Genomic DNA, 13,452 nt, shown 5'->3' with positions numbered 1-13,452 from the left:
TGACGTCGATCAAGGTTCGGGGCCGCGGCATGCGGTGTCAATGGGCGGGACGCCCGGGTGACGCCTTCACGTCATGTGCGCGTCGCCCGCGTCACCGTCCGACCTCGACGAGGGTGCGGGCGGCCTGCGCGATGGAGGAGGCGTCGATCCCGGCGTCGGCGAGCTGCTCGGCGGGCGTGGCGGAGCCGGGCATGGTGTGCACGGCGAGCCGGGTGTGGCGCGGGGCGGGGTAGCCGTTGCCGAAGGACTCCATGACCGCGTCGGCCAGGCCCCCCTCGGGGTGGTGGTCCTCGGCGATGACGAACCGGCCGGTGGCCTCGGCGGCGGTGCGCAGCGCCTGGGTGTCGACCGGCTTGACGGAGTAGAGGTCCAGCACCCGGGCGCGGATGCCGTCGGCGACGAGCTGGTCGGCGGCGGCCAGCGCCTCGTGGACGGTGACGCCGGCGCCGATGAGGGTCACCTGGTCGTCGGGGTGGGAGCGCAGCACCTTGCTGCCGCCGACCGGGAAGGCGTCGCCGGGGCCGTAGATCACCGGGGTGTTGCCGCGGGTGGCGCGCAGGTAGCTGATGCCGGGCCGGTCGGGCATGGCGGTGAGCAGCTGCACGGCCTGGTTGGCGTCGCACGGGTAGAGCACGGTGCTGCCGTGGACCGAGCGCATCATCGCGAGGTCCTCCAGCGCCATCTGGGAGGGGCCGTCCTCGCCGATCGCGACGCCGGCGTGGGTGCCGACGACGTTGATGCGCGAGCGGCTGACGGCGGCCATCCGCAGGAAGTCGTGGGCGCGGGTGAGGAAGGCGGCGAAGGTGGCGGCGAAGGGCGTGAAGCCGCACACGCCGAAGCCGACGGCGGCGCCGATGAGCTGCTGCTCGGCGATGTAGCACTCGAAGTAGCGCTCGGGGTGGGCGTCGGCGAACAGCTGCGCCTTGGTGGAGTCGCCGACCTCGCCGTCCAGTACGACGACGTCGTCGTGCAGCGAGCCGAGGGCGGCGAGGGTCTCACCGAAGGCGGTGCGGGTGGCGACCGGGTCGCCGCCGGTGGCGTAGCGGGGCAGCGCGGTGTGCGGGTCGCCGCCGCCGCGGGCGGGCTGCTCGGCCTCGGGCGGGGCCTGGACCTCGACCCGCAGGTGGCGTTCGCCGCCGAGTTCCCGGATCGCGTCGTCGGGGTCGGCAACCGGCTTGCCGTGCTTGCCCTCCTTGTCCTCGACGGCGGCGACCCCGCGGCCCTTGCGGGTGCGGGCGATGATCGCGGTGGGGGCGCCCTGGTGGCTGCGGGCCTCGGTCATCGCCTGGTCGATGGCGGCGACGTCGTGGCCGTCGATCTCGACGGTGTGCCAGCCGAAGGCGCGGATGCGGCGGGCGTACGCGTCGAGGTCCCAGCCGTGCCGGGTGGGTCCGCGCTGGCCGAGCCGGTTGACGTCGACGATCAGCGTGAGGTGGTCCAGGTGCTCGGCGCCGGCGGCCTCCATGGCCTCCCACACCGAGCCCTCGGCCATCTCGCTGTCGCCGCACAGCACCCAGGTGCGGTACGGCAGGTGGTCGAGCCGGGCGCCGGCGAGCGCCACGCCGACGCCGATGGGCAGGCCCTGGCCGAGCGAGCCGGTGGCGACGTCGACCCACGGCAGCCGGGGGGTGGGGTGGCCCTCCAGGCGGCTGCCGCGCTTGCGGAAGGTCAGCAGCTCGTCGTCACTGATGGCGCCGGCGGCCTTGTAGGCGGAGTACAGCAGCGGGGAGGCGTGGCCCTTGGAGAGGATCAGGTGGTCGTTGCCGGGCAGCTCCGGGTGCCGGAAGTCGTAGCGCAGGTGCCGGGCGAGCAGGACGGCCATGATGTCGGCGGCCGACATGGAGGAGGTGGGGTGGCCGGAGCCGGCGGCCTTGGCCGCCCGTACCGAGTCGACGCGCAGCTGCTGGCCGAGTTCGGCGATCTCGGTGTCGCTGCGTACCGGGCTGTGGGTGATGGTGTCGTTCATGGCGCCGTCGTCCTCCTCGCGGGGTCGGTCCGTCCCTGCGGTGCGGCTGCCCGGCACGGAGCCGGACAAACCGGGCCGGTGCCCGTGCGGCCTCGGATCCCGGCCTCGGATCCCGGCCTCGGATCCCGGCCTCGGATCTCCGGCCTCAGATCTCCTGCGGCAGCTCGGTGCGCACCGGCACCGCCTTCGACCGGGGGCTGCGCCGCTCCAGCCGGGCGAGCCGGCCCGCGCACCACGACAGCAGCATGCACATGCCGATGTAGACCGGCGCGATGACCATCACCACCGGGATGAACGGCAGGTCGTAGTCGAGGTTGGTGGCGATGAGCTTCCCGGAGTAGAGGAATTCCTGGTAGGTGATGAGGTAGCCCAGCGAGGTGTCCTTGAGGGCGACGACGAGCTGGCTGACGATCGCCGGCAGCATGGACCTGGCGGCCTGCGGCACCAGCACGTACGTCATGACCTGCGTCTTGCGCATGCCCAGCGCGTAGCCGGCCTCGCGCTGGCCGCGCGGCACCGCGTTGACGCCGGAGCGGAAGACCTCGGCGAGCACCGAGCCGTTGTAGAGGGTCAGGCCGATGACCAGGGAGAGCATGGGGTCGAGGCGCAGCGCGATGAAGATGAAGAAGATCATCACCAGCAGCGGCATGGCCCGGAAGAACTCCACCACCAGCCCGCTCGCCCAGCGCACCGCCCGGTGGTCGCTGAGCCGCCCGGCGGCGAAGACCACCCCGAAGACCAGCGAGGCCAGCGCCGCCCAGCCGAACGCCTTGAGCGTGTTGGCGAGGCCGGTCAGCAGCAGCCGCTGGATGCCCTTGTACGCGAAGGGCCGCCATTTGACGACCGAGAACTGCCCGGTGTCGACGAGCTTGTAGACGACGAAGCCGGCCGCGGCGAGCAGCAGCGCCCCGGTGATCCAGGCGTAGCGCCGGTGCCGGGCCAGGGCGCGCGGGCCGGGGATGTCGTAGAGGGCGCTGGCGCTCTCGGTGCCGGCGGTCATCGCGGGACCCCGAAGCGGCGCTCCAGCAGGCCGAAGATGCCGGCGAGCGCGAGGGTGACGATCAGATAGCCGACCGCGATCCACACGAAGCTCCAGATGACGCTGAAGCCCCGTTCGCCCAGCGGCTTGTACGTGCCCAGCAGCTCGGTGACGGAGAAGGACCCGGCGATGGCGGAGTTCTTGGCCAGCGCGATGAGCGTGGAGCCGATCGGCGAGATCACCGAGCGGGCCGCCTGCGGCAGCACCACCAGCGACAGCGTCTGCCGGAAGCTCATGCCGAGGCTGCGGGCGGCCTCGCCCTGCCCGGTCGGCACGGTGTTGATGCCGGCCCGCACCGCCTCGCAGATGAAGGCCGAGGTGTACGCGCCGAGCGCCAGGACGGCGAAGACGGTGAAGGGCAGCACCACCCCGAACCGCGGCAGCCCCAGCAGCGCGGCGAAGAACAGCAGCGTGAGCGGGGTGTTGCGGAGCACCGTCACCCATCCGGTGCCGAACGCCCGCAGCGCCTTGACCGGCGAGACCCGGAAGCCCGCGATCAGCACCCCCAGGGCCAGCGACAGCGCGCCGGCGAGCAGGGTGAGCTGCACGGTCCCCCACAGGCCCTGGCCGTAGAGCGAGAGGTTGTCGGTCAGCACGTCCATCAGCCGCTCCCCTGGTAGCGGTCCACCGGCGGCGGGGCGGGCGCGGGCACGCCGGACAGGCCCAGCGTGACGTCGTAGGCCCGTTTCCAGTCGCCGTTCTTCTGGTGCGCCACGATCGCGTCGTCCAGCGCGAGCCGCAGCGCGGTGTCGGACTTGGCCAGGCCGATGCCGTACGGCTCCTTGGAGAAGGGCCTGCCGACCAGCTTCATCTCCTCGGGGGCCTTGGCGGCGTAGCCGAGCAGGATCGAGTCGTCGGTGGTGACGGCGTCGACCTGGTAGGTGAGCAGGTTGTCCACGCACACCGAGTAGGTGTCGTACGTGACCGGTCGCGCGGCCGGGTAGTCGGCCTCGATGCGCTGGATGGAGCTGGAGCCGGCCGCCGAGCACACCTTCCTGCCGTCGAGGTCGCCGGGGCCGTGGATGCCGTTCTCGTCGGCGCGCACCAGCAGGCCCTGCCCGGCCATGTAGTACGGGCCGGCGAAGCCGACCTGGCGTTTGCGCAGCGCGTTGATGGTGTACGTGCCGACGTACATGTCGATCTGCCCGTTGGCCAGCGCGGTCTCCCGGTTGGCCGACGCGATGGCCTGGTAGGTGAGCCGGCCGGCGGGGAAGCCGAGGGAGGCGGCGGTCATCTTGGCGATCTCGATGTCGAAGCCCGAGTACGCCCCGGTGGCCGGGTCCTTCTCGCCGAGGTAGGGCTGGTCGTCCTTGACGCCGACGACGAGCCGGCCGCGGCGGTGGGCGCGGGTCCAGGTGGGCGAGGAGGGCAGCGTGAAGCCGGTGTCGACGCGGTAGACGGGCAGGTCGCCGGGGCGCGGGCCCTTGGCGGGCGGGCTGCCGGACCGGCCGCAGCCGGCGAGCAGGGCGGCGGCGAGCACGGCGAGCAGGGCCGGCAGCAGGGCGGCGGGGAGCGGGCGGCGCGCGGTCGGGGGCAGGCGCGCAGGCGGGGTCGGGGGCACGGGCGGGGGCGGGGGCACGGGCGGGGGCGGGGGCACGGGCGGCTCAGTGGTGGAGGATCTTGGACAGGAAGTCGCGGGCCCGGTCGGTGCGCGGGTCGGTGAAGAAGTCCTCCGGCACCCGGTCCTCGACGATCCGCCCGTCGGCCATGAAGACGACCCGGTCGGCGGCGGAGCGGGCGAAGCCCATCTCGTGGGTGACGACGACCATCGTCATGCCCTCCTCGGCGAGCTGCTGCATGACCTCCAGCACCTCGTTGATCATCTCCGGGTCGAGTGCGGAGGTCGGCTCGTCGAAGAGCATCGCCTTGGGCTCCATCGCCAGCGCCCGGGCGATCGCGACCCGCTGCTGCTGCCCGCCGGACAGCTGGGCGGGCAGCTTGTCGGCCTGGTCGAGCAGGCCGACCCGGTCGAGGAGCTCCCGGCCGCGGCGCTCGGCGTCGGCCCGGGGGCGGCGGCGGACCTTCAGCGGCGCCAGCATCACGTTGTCCAGCACGGTGCGGTGCGCGAAGAGGTTGAAGGACTGGAAGACCATGCCGACGTCGGCGCGCAGCCGCGCGAGCGCCCGGCCCTCGGCGGGCAGCGGCCGGCCGTCGACGGTGATGGTGCCGGACTGCACGGGCTCCAGCCGGTTGATCGCCCGGCACAGCGTGGACTTCCCCGACCCGGACGGACCGATGACCACCACGACCTCGCCGCGCCCCACCGTCAGTTCGATGTCCTTGAGCACATGCAGCGAGCCGAAGTGCTTGTTGACCTTGTCCAGGACGATCAGCGGCTCCACCGGCGGGCCGGGCGCGTCAGCCGAGCACGCGGTGGACGAGGGTGTCCCGCTCGGTCTGCGGGATCGCCGTCCACCGCATGCCGCGCAGCGCGCCTTCGAGGGCGAGCAGGGTGTGGGTGCAAGCGTCCTCGGGCAGTTCGGGGCGGATCTTCTCGAACGCCCGGCCGGAGCCCAGCCGGCGCAGTTCGCCCGCGTCGTCGACGCCCGCGCGGCGCAGGCGTTCGGCGAGCACCGCCCCGATGTTCGGCAGCTGCTGTAGGGAGTCCACGTGGCGCCTCCGGTGCACGGCTGAGGGGTGGGAGAAGGGAACGTGTGCCGCCATCATGCACATATGCCGCACCCCATCCGGGCGATCCCGCCCTTGACACGCCCTGCCCGTCCCCCGGGAGGGGTGGCATCCGCGGTCACACGGCGAGGTCGACCACCACGGGGGCGTGGTCCGAGGCGCCCTTGCCCTTGCGCTCCTCGCGGTCCACATACGCGTCCGAGGCGGCCTTGGCGAAGGCCGCGTTGCCGTACACCAGGTCGATGCGCATGCCGCGGTTCTTGGGGAAGGCCAGCTGGCGGTAGTCCCAGTACGTGTAGGGGTGGTCGTACTTCAGCGGGCGCGGCACGACGTCGGTCAGGCCGGTGGCGCGCAGCGCGGCCAGCGCGTCCCGCTCGGGGGCGGTGACGTGGGTGGCGCCCTCGAAGACCGACACGTCCCACACGTCCTCGTCGGCCGGCGCCACGTTGTAGTCGCCGAGCACCGCGAACGGCAGGTCGCCGGCCGCGCTGCCGGCCACGGCCGCGCGCAGGGCGTCGAGCCACAGCAGCTTGTAGGCGTAGTGCGCGTGGCCGATCTCCCGCCCGTTGGGCACGTACACCGACCAGACGCGCACCGCGCCGCCGCAGGTCGCCGACACCGCGCGCGGCTCCTGCACCCCTTCGTAGGCGGGCCCCTCGGGCAGGCCCTTGACCACGTCGGCCAGGCCCACCCGGGAGAGGACCGCCACCCCGTTCCACCGCCCGTCGGCGTTGACCGCCGCCTCGTACCCCAGCTCGCGCAGCTCGTCGTACGGGAACTGCTCGTCGGTGCACTTGGTCTCCTGGACGCACAGGACGTCCGTGCCGCTGCTCTCCAGCCAGCCGAGCAGCCGCGGCAGGCGGGCGGTGATGGAGTTGATGTTCCAGGTCGCGATGCGCATGTCCCCCAACCTAGCGGCTGGGTCCGACAACGGCGCTCAGCCCTCGGTGCCCTCGCCCGGGGCCAGCCGCAGGTGCTCGGCGCCGCCCAGGTTGCCGACGTGGGTGTCGTACAGCGGCCGGGCGAGATCGGCGAGCAGCGCGTCGTGGACGTCGAGGCAGCGGCGCGGTGCGACCTCCCGGACGTAGTCGATGACCTCGGAGATCTTGTTCCAGGGCGCGTGGACGGGCAGCAGCAGGGTGTCCACCGGGTGGCCGGGCACGGTGAAGGCGTCGCCGGGGTGGAAGACCGCGCCGTCCACGAGGTAGCCGACGTTGGTCACCCGGGGGATGTCGGGGTGGATCACGGCGTGCAGTTCGCCGTGCACCTGGACGTCGAAGCCCGCGGCGGTGAAGGTGTCGCCCTGGCCGACGGTGTGCACGCGCCCGGGGTAGCCGGCGGCGAGCTGTCCCGCGACGCTGGCGAGCGCCCACAGCTCGGCGGCGGGCCGGGCGTCGAGTACGGCGCGCAGCTTGCCGGGGTCGAAGTGGTCGGGGTGCTCGTGGGTGACGAGCAGGACGTCGGCGCCCTCGGCGGCGTCCTGCTCGCTGAAGCCGCCCGGGTCGATGACGAGCGTCTGCCCGTCCTTCTCCAGCCGGACGCAGGCGTGCCGTTTCTTGGTCAGCTCCACTGGTTCTCCACCCTCGCGGTGACGCGTCGGTCGGCCGGCCGGTGCCCCGACCGGGGGGGGCGGCGGCCTTCGGTCCCTCGTGCTACGGATGCCCGCCGGTCTCCTGCTCGACGACGGTGCGGGCGGCGCCGATCGCGGCGCGGGCGGCGGGCAGCCCGCAGTAGACCGCGGTGTGCACCAGCACCTCCTCGATCTCGGCCGGGCTCAGCCCGATCCGCAGCGCCCCGCGGACGTGGTCGGCGAGCTCGCCGAGCTGCCCGGTGACGGCGAGCGCGGTGAGCGTCACGCAGGCCCTGGTGCGGCGGTCCAGGCCCGGGCGGGACCATATCTCGCCCCACGCGTACCGGGTGGCGAGGTCGTCGAAGCGGGCACCGAAGGCGTCGGGGGCCTCGGGGGCGCGGTCGGTGCCGGCGCTGGCGCCGATGATCTCGGCGCGCAGCCGGTTGCCGTCGGCGAGCCGGTCGGGCACGGCGGCGGCGGGCATCCGCGGGGCGGGGACCGGCGGCACGGGCGGCGGGGGCTGCGGGAGCGCCGCGGTGTGGTCCTGCCAGGCGGTGGCGAAGTGGGTGGCGAGCAGGTCGCCGACCGCGGCGGGCTCCTCCACCGGTGCGAGGTGGCCGGTCGCGGGCACGACGGCGAGCCGGGCGTCGGGGATGCCGGCGACCAGCAGCCGGGCGTCGGCCGGCGGGGTCTCGGTGTCGTCGGCGCCGGCGACGACCAGGGTGGGCACGCTGATGCTGCCGAGGGCGTCGCGGATGTCGAAGGCGGCCAGCGCCTCGCACGCGGCGACGTAGCAGGCCTGGTCGGTGGTGGCGACCATCCGCACCGCCCACTCGGTGATGGCCGGCTGGGTGGCGAGGAACGCCTCGGTGAACCAGCGCTGCGGGCCGGCCTGCGCGGTGCGCTCCAGGCCGTTGGCGCGGACGACCACCCCGCGCTGCCGCCACATGTCGGCGGTGTTGAAGCGGGCGGACGCCGACACCAGGGCGAGGGCGGCGACCCGGTCGGGCCGCAGCAGGGCCAGCCGGGCGCCGATGGCCGCGCCCAGGGCGCAGCCGGCGTAGCCGAAGGTGTCGATGCCCTCGTCGTCGAGCACCGCGAGCAGCCGCCGGGCCAGGTCGTCGACCGAGGACGCCGGCTCGGCGGGCGCGCCGCCGTGCCCGGGCAGCTCGTAGCGCAGTACCCGCCAGGTCTCGCTGAGCTGCGGCAGCTGGCGGTCCCACATGTGCCAGGTCGCGCCCAGCGCCGGTCCGAGGACCAGCACGGGGGCGGTCTCGGGGCCGTCGAAGCGGTACTGCAGGGGCGGTGCGTCGTCGTACAGGTCGTCCATGTCGTCGTCGTGGCCGGCCGGGAAACCGGCCGTGTAGTCGGCTGCCGCGCCCACGGGCGCGTCGGTCGTCAGCTCGCTCATCGCTTCACGCTACCTACTGCGCCGGGCGTCGCAATCACCCACCCCCGAAGCCGTGCTGGAAGTTGACGGTGGAGACCACGTAGACCACCGGAGTGTCGGGGTGGGTCAGGTCCACGGTGATGTCGTGATCGGGTTTGTCGCCGACCTGGTGGGTGGACATGCCCGACCAGTAGTGGCCGGGGACGTGGAAGTTCCAGTCGACCTGGGCGGCCTGCTGGTCGCTGATCGCCAGCTTTCCCTCTTTCAGGGCGGCGCGGCTGGTGCCGAGCCCGGCGAGGAAGGTGTCCAGGCCGCCGGAGGTGGTGGTGAACTGGCAGTAGAGGGTGCTGGTGTCCCAGGAGTTGGTCTCCAGGAAGCCGTCGTGGACGGTCCGGTCGGGGATCGGCACCTGGTAGATGCGGCGCTGGAGCTCGCTGGGCACCACCCACGTCAGGTGCCGGGCGGCGGCGGCCTTCTGGGCGTCGGCGCCGGCGCCGCGGCTCTGCGCGGCGGAGATCAGGACGTAGCCGAGCGGCACCAGGACCAGCAGGGGGACGACGACCCAGCGCATCCAGCGCGGGATCTCGCGCGGCGGCACGGGCGCGGGGCCGCCGCCGTGGCCGGCCCGCGGGGCGCCGCCGCCGGCCCCGCCGCCGCTGCCGCCGGCGTCGGGGGGCAGGTCCGGGTCCGTGCGGGCGGGGCCCTCGGGCGCGCCGTCGGCGGGGCCGTGCTGCGGTACGGCCTGCTCCGGGGTGGTGGTCACGAGTCGGCCCCCTGGCGGCCGTAGATCCGCCCGTAGCGCTCGTAGCGCTCGATACGGCGGCGGTTGGTGCGGCGGAAGCGGCGGGCGACCAGCCGGGCGAGGTCGGCGGCGCCGACCATGCCGGCCTCGGGGCCGAGCTCGGCCTTGGCGATCCGCGCCTCGGGGCGGTAGCCGCGGCCGGTCAGCGTACGGCGGAAGGCGTCCCTCGCGGGAGTGATGAGCAGATCGTCCGCCGCGCTGACGCCGCCGCCGATGACGAAGCAGGACGGGTCGAGGGCGGCGGCGAGGTTGGCGATGCCGACGCCGAGCCACTGCCCGATGTCCTGGAAGAGCTCCACGCACATCGGGTCGCCGGCCCGGGCCAGCTCGGTGATCAGCGGGCCGGTGATGTCGCCGACGACCCCGCCGACCCGGTCGATGATGCCGTACGCGACCGGTGAGTCGGCGGCGGCCATCTCGCGGGCCTCGCGGACCAGGGCGTTGCCCGAGCTGTACTGCTCCCAGCAGCCGCGGTTGCCGCACGCGCAGCGGTGGCCGCCGGGCACGACCTGCATATGGCCGAACTCGCCGGCGACGCCGAACCGGCCGCGCTTGACGTGGCCGTCCTCCAGGATCGCGCCGCCGATGCCGGTGCCCAGCGTGATCATCACCAGGTCGTCCTCGCCGCGGCCGGCGCCGAAGCGCCATTCGGCCCACGCGGCGGTGTTGGCGTCGTTGTCGACCATGACGGGGACCAGCAGCCGGTCGGCGAGCCGTTCGCGCAGCGGCTCGTCGCGCCACGACAGGTGCGGCGCGAACAGGATGCGGTCGCGGTCGGCGTCGACCCAGCCGGCCGCGCCGATGCCGACGGCGTGCACGTCGTGCCGCTCGGACAGGTCCAGCACCAGCTCGACGATGACGTCCTCGACGACCTTGGGACTCTTGGACTTGTCGGGCGTCTCGGTGCGGACCTTCTCCAGGATGTTGCCGTCGGCGTCGACGACCCCGGCCATCACCTTGGTGCCGCCGATGTCGATGCCGACGGTGGGCACCCGCGGCGCGCTCAGATGGCTGCGCCGCTCCCGGCGCTCGGCGCCGCTGACATTGCGCCACACGGTCGCTCTGGCGGCGCTGCCGCGGTACACACGTTCACGGTTGGCACTCAAGCGCGGGTCTCCGGGTCGGCGCCGTCCGCCGGCTCGGTCACCGCCGGCGTACGGCTCAGCTCATGTGTCAGCTCGTCCAGCTCGCTGCCTCCGGCCATCTCCCGGGTCAGCGCGTCCAGGGTAATGGCCTCCTTGAGGTGGCTGCCGGACATCGTGCCGCGCTTGAGCAGGACGAAACGGTCACCGACCAGGTAGGCGTGGTGCGGATTGTGCGTGATGAGCACCACGCCGAGGCCCGCGTCGCGCGCGGCGGCCACGTATTTCAGGACCATCCCGGACTGCTTGACGCCGAGCGCCGCGGTCGGCTCGTCGAGGACGAGCACCTTGGCGCCGAAGTGCACCGCGCGGGCGATGGCCACGCACTGGCGCTCGCCGCCGGACAGGGTGCCGATGGGCTGGTCGACGTCGCGCAGGTCGATGCCCATCCGGGCCAGTGCCTCGCGGGTGGTGGCGCGCATGGCGGCGACGTCCAGGCGGCGCAGCGGCCCGCGGCCCTTGGTGGGCTCCGAGCCGAGGAAGAAGTTCCGCCACACCGGCATCAGGGGGACGACGGCCAGGTCCTGGTAGACGGTGGCGATGCCGCGGTCGAGGGCCTGGCGCGGCGAGCTGTGCCGTACCTCCTCGCCGTCGACGGCGTACGTGCCCGCGTCGTGCGGGTGCAGCCCGGCGATGATCTTGATGAGGGTGGACTTGCCGGCGCCGTTGTCGCCGAGCACGCAGGTGATCTGCCCTGCGTGCACTTCCAGGCTGACCCCGCGCAGCGCCCGGACGTTGCCGTACGACTTGGCGACGCCGGTGAGCGCGACGAGCGGGGTGCCGGGCTGCGGGGCGTCCTTGCCGAGGGTGTGGGGGGTGGTCATGCGGTGGCCTCCGCGCGCCTGCGGACCCAGGCGTTGAGCAGGGTGGCGAGCAGCAGCATCGCCCCGAGGAAGAACTTGAACCAGTCCGGGTTCCACTGGGCGTAGACGATGCCCTTGCTGGTCATGCCGAAGATGAACGCGCCGACGGCCGAGCCGATGGCGCTGCCGTAGCCGCCGGTCATCAGGCAGCCGCCGATGACGGCCGCGATGATGTACAGGAACTCGTTGCCGACGCCCTCCCCGGACTGCACCACGTCGAAGGAGAACAGCAGGTGCTGCCCGGAGATCCAGGCGCAGAAGGCGACCGCCATGTACAGCCCGACCTTGGTGCGGGCGACGGGCACGCCCACCGCGCGGGCGGCCTCGGCGTTGCCGCCGGCGGCGAAGATCCAGTTGCCGGCGCGGGTGCGCAGCAGCACCCAGGTGGCGACGGCGACCAGGCCGAGCCACCACGCGATGGTGACCTGGAGGTCCACCGAGCCGATCGTCCAGTGCGAGGCGAAGACGTCCCTGGCGGCGGGGAAGCCCTCCATGTCGCCGATGGACTTGGTGGCGACGGTGCCGCTGATGAGCTTGGTCAGGCCCAGGTTCAGGCCGGTGAGCATCAGGAAGGTGCCGAGCGTGATGATGAAGCTGGGCAGCTTGGTGCGCACCAGCATGATCCCGTTGAAGGCGCCGAAGGCCAGCGTGACCAGCAGCGAGACGCCGACGCCGACCCAGGTGTCGGCCGTCATCTGGTAGCTGAACATCGAGGAGATCAGCGCGGAGCTGGTGACCATCACGCCCGCCGACAGGTCGAACTCGCCGCCGATCATCAGCAGCGCGACGGGCACCGCCATGATGCCGATGGTGGACGAGGCGTAGAGCACCGTGCCGAAGCTGGACCAGTGCAGGAACGGGTCGGCGGCGACGGCGAAGAAGACGAAGACCGCGACCGCGCCGACGACCGCGCCCAGCTCCGGGCGGCCCAGCAGCCGCCTGGCCGCCGAGCGCGGCGACAGCCGCTCGTCGGCGCCGGCTGCGGCGCCCGGGTCGAGCAGCGGCGCGAGCCCGGTCATCGGGTCCCCCGCTTGGCGTAGCTCAGCAGCGCGTCGGCGTCGTCCTTGGTGACGATCTGCGGGCCGGTGAGCACCGGCTGGCCGCCGCCGAGGGTGTCGTTGTTGTAGCGGTACAGCCACAGCAGGTCGATCGCCTCGTAGCCCTGCAGATACGGCTGCTGGTCGACGGCGAAGCCGATCGTGCCGTTCTTGAGCGAGGCGGCGACCTGCGCGTTGAGGTCGAAGGTGTCGATCTCGGCCTTGGAGCCGGCCTGCTGCTTGGCCTTGGCGGCGGTGTCGGCGAAGGGCGCGCCGAGCGTCACGACCGAGTCGATGCCCGGGTCGGACTGCAGCTTGGCCTGGATGGCGGACAGCACGTCGGGCATGTTGGTGCCGTTGACGTACAGGTTGTCCATCTGCCCGGTGAACTTCTCCTTCGCGCCGGCGCAGCGCTGCTCCAGGCCGACGTTGCCCTGCTCGTGCAGCACGCACAGGGCGTGCTTCTTGCCGCGGGTGTTGAGCTCCTCGCCGACGGCGTTGCCGGCGATCGTCTCGTCCTGGCCGATGTGGGTGAGCGCGCCGAACTGCCGGGACTGGGCGGCGCCGGAGTTGATCGTGATGACCGGGATGCCGGCGCTGACCGCCTTGGCGACGACGGCCTTGAGCGCGTCGGGCTTGGCGAGGGTGACGACCAGGCCGTCGACGTGGCTGTCTATCGCGGCCTGCACGAGCTGGGCCTGCTGGTCGCCCTGGTCGCTGCTGGAGTAGACGAACTTGATGTTGTCCTTGGCCGCGGCCTGCTTGGCGCCGCTCTGCACGATGTCCCAGAAGGTGTCGCCGGCCCCGGAGTGGGTGACCATCGCGAAGGTCCAGTGCGGGGTGTTCACGGCCGAGCCGTTCGCCGCGAGCCTCTTGGCCCGGTCCTCCGCGCGCTTGCCGCCGGTGCTGCTGCACCCGGCCAGGCCCGCCGCGCCGAGCGCCACCGCCAGCAGCGCGCCCAGCGCCTTCGTTCCCGCCCTTGCCATCGCCACGTGGCCCTGCCTTTCCCTACGGA

Annotated in this window: 14 protein-coding genes; all 14 read right to left on the bottom strand. The window is 73.1% G+C overall.

The window, feature by feature from the left end:
- Positions 1 to 91: 91 nt before the first annotated feature.
- The 14 genes from HCN08_RS19105 to HCN08_RS19040 all read right to left on the bottom strand — a co-directional run bounded on the left by HCN08_RS19105 (position 92) and on the right by HCN08_RS19040 (position 13,423).
- Positions 92 to 1,966: a transketolase gene (locus tag HCN08_RS19105; RefSeq protein WP_167984346.1), complete on the bottom strand. Its 1,875-nt coding sequence runs from the start codon at positions 1,964 to 1,966 to the stop codon at positions 92 to 94.
- A 145-nt stretch (positions 1,967 to 2,111) separates the two neighbouring features.
- A complete protein-coding gene (locus HCN08_RS19100; RefSeq protein ID WP_167984345.1) occupies positions 2,112 to 2,966 on the bottom strand; it encodes an amino acid ABC transporter permease in 855 nt (284 codons plus the stop codon).
- On the bottom strand, positions 2,963 to 3,607 hold the full coding sequence (locus HCN08_RS19095) for an amino acid ABC transporter permease (protein WP_167984344.1): 645 nt from the start codon (positions 3,605 to 3,607) through the stop codon (positions 2,963 to 2,965). Before HCN08_RS19095 ends, HCN08_RS19100 begins: the two co-directional genes overlap by 4 nt.
- Entirely contained in the window at positions 3,607 to 4,542 is a 936-nt protein-coding gene (locus tag HCN08_RS19090; protein WP_167984416.1) for a glutamate ABC transporter substrate-binding protein, read from the bottom strand. Before HCN08_RS19090 ends, HCN08_RS19095 begins: the two co-directional genes overlap by 1 nt.
- Before the next feature lie 67 nt (positions 4,543 to 4,609).
- Positions 4,610 to 5,347, bottom strand: coding sequence for an amino acid ABC transporter ATP-binding protein (locus HCN08_RS19085; RefSeq protein WP_167984343.1), 738 nt, complete (start codon positions 5,345 to 5,347; stop codon positions 4,610 to 4,612).
- Between the two features lie 16 nt (positions 5,348 to 5,363).
- Positions 5,364 to 5,615: a TfoX/Sxy family DNA transformation protein gene (locus tag HCN08_RS19080; RefSeq protein WP_031515493.1), complete on the bottom strand. Its 252-nt coding sequence runs from the start codon at positions 5,613 to 5,615 to the stop codon at positions 5,364 to 5,366.
- A 136-nt stretch (positions 5,616 to 5,751) separates the two neighbouring features.
- Complete coding sequence (locus HCN08_RS19075; protein ID WP_167984342.1) at positions 5,752 to 6,534, bottom strand: exodeoxyribonuclease III; 783 nt, start codon at positions 6,532 to 6,534, stop codon at positions 5,752 to 5,754.
- A 36-nt stretch (positions 6,535 to 6,570) separates the two neighbouring features.
- Positions 6,571 to 7,203, bottom strand: coding sequence for an MBL fold metallo-hydrolase (locus HCN08_RS19070; protein WP_167984341.1), 633 nt, complete (start codon positions 7,201 to 7,203; stop codon positions 6,571 to 6,573).
- A gap of 82 nt (positions 7,204 to 7,285) precedes the next feature.
- Positions 7,286 to 8,614, bottom strand: coding sequence for a bifunctional 3-oxoadipate enol-lactonase/4-carboxymuconolactone decarboxylase PcaDC (gene pcaDC / locus HCN08_RS19065; RefSeq protein ID WP_322974546.1), 1,329 nt, complete (start codon positions 8,612 to 8,614; stop codon positions 7,286 to 7,288).
- A gap of 34 nt (positions 8,615 to 8,648) precedes the next feature.
- The gene (locus tag HCN08_RS19060; RefSeq protein WP_240970226.1) at positions 8,649 to 9,356 is read right to left on the bottom strand and encodes a hypothetical protein; all 708 of its coding nucleotides are present in this window, start codon (positions 9,354 to 9,356) and stop codon (positions 8,649 to 8,651) included.
- On the bottom strand, positions 9,353 to 10,501 hold the full coding sequence (locus HCN08_RS19055) for an ROK family glucokinase (protein ID WP_167984340.1): 1,149 nt from the start codon (positions 10,499 to 10,501) through the stop codon (positions 9,353 to 9,355). The genes HCN08_RS19060 and HCN08_RS19055 overlap by 4 nt, the downstream gene beginning before the upstream one ends.
- Positions 10,498 to 11,361 carry an ATP-binding cassette domain-containing protein gene (locus tag HCN08_RS19050; protein WP_167984339.1) on the bottom strand — a complete coding sequence of 288 codons (864 nt, stop codon included), beginning with the start codon at positions 11,359 to 11,361 and terminating at the stop codon, positions 10,498 to 10,500. The genes HCN08_RS19055 and HCN08_RS19050 overlap by 4 nt, the downstream gene beginning before the upstream one ends.
- Positions 11,358 to 12,419, bottom strand: coding sequence for an ABC transporter permease (locus HCN08_RS19045; protein WP_167984338.1), 1,062 nt, complete (start codon positions 12,417 to 12,419; stop codon positions 11,358 to 11,360). The genes HCN08_RS19050 and HCN08_RS19045 overlap by 4 nt, the downstream gene beginning before the upstream one ends.
- Complete coding sequence (locus HCN08_RS19040; protein ID WP_206318965.1) at positions 12,416 to 13,423, bottom strand: sugar ABC transporter substrate-binding protein; 1,008 nt, start codon at positions 13,421 to 13,423, stop codon at positions 12,416 to 12,418. The genes HCN08_RS19045 and HCN08_RS19040 overlap by 4 nt, the downstream gene beginning before the upstream one ends.
- Positions 13,424 to 13,452: the final 29 nt, after the last annotated feature.

This window comes from Actinacidiphila epipremni (genome assembly GCF_012034175.1).
Taxonomy (GTDB): Bacteria; Actinomycetota; Actinomycetes; order Streptomycetales; family Streptomycetaceae; genus Actinacidiphila; species Actinacidiphila epipremni.
The sequence above is the reverse complement of the archived record's forward strand: the minus strand, read 5'-3'. Positions and strand labels throughout refer to the sequence as shown.

Bases quoted from the DNA above. Each gene is read 5' to 3' on its own strand.
- HCN08_RS19095 (WP_167984344.1), bottom strand. From the start codon at position 3,607: ATGGACGTGCTGACCGACAACCTCTCGCTCTACGGCCAGGGCCTGTGG.
- HCN08_RS19045 (WP_167984338.1), bottom strand. From the start codon at position 12,419: ATGACCGGGCTCGCGCCGCTGCTCGACCCGGGCGCCGCAGCCGGCGCC.
- HCN08_RS19040 (WP_206318965.1), bottom strand. From the start codon at position 13,423: ATGGCAAGGGCGGGAACGAAGGCGCTGGGCGCGCTGCTGGCGGTGGCG.
- pcaDC (WP_322974546.1), bottom strand. From the start codon at position 8,614: ATGAGCGAGCTGACGACCGACGCGCCCGTGGGCGCGGCAGCCGACTAC.
- HCN08_RS19050 (WP_167984339.1), bottom strand. From the start codon at position 11,361: ATGACCACCCCCCACACCCTCGGCAAGGACGCCCCGCAGCCCGGCACC.
- HCN08_RS19075 (WP_167984342.1), bottom strand. From the start codon at position 6,534: ATGCGCATCGCGACCTGGAACATCAACTCCATCACCGCCCGCCTGCCG.
- HCN08_RS19100 (WP_167984345.1), bottom strand. From the start codon at position 2,966: ATGACCGCCGGCACCGAGAGCGCCAGCGCCCTCTACGACATCCCCGGC.
- HCN08_RS19105 (WP_167984346.1), bottom strand. From the start codon at position 1,966: ATGAACGACACCATCACCCACAGCCCGGTACGCAGCGACACCGAGATC.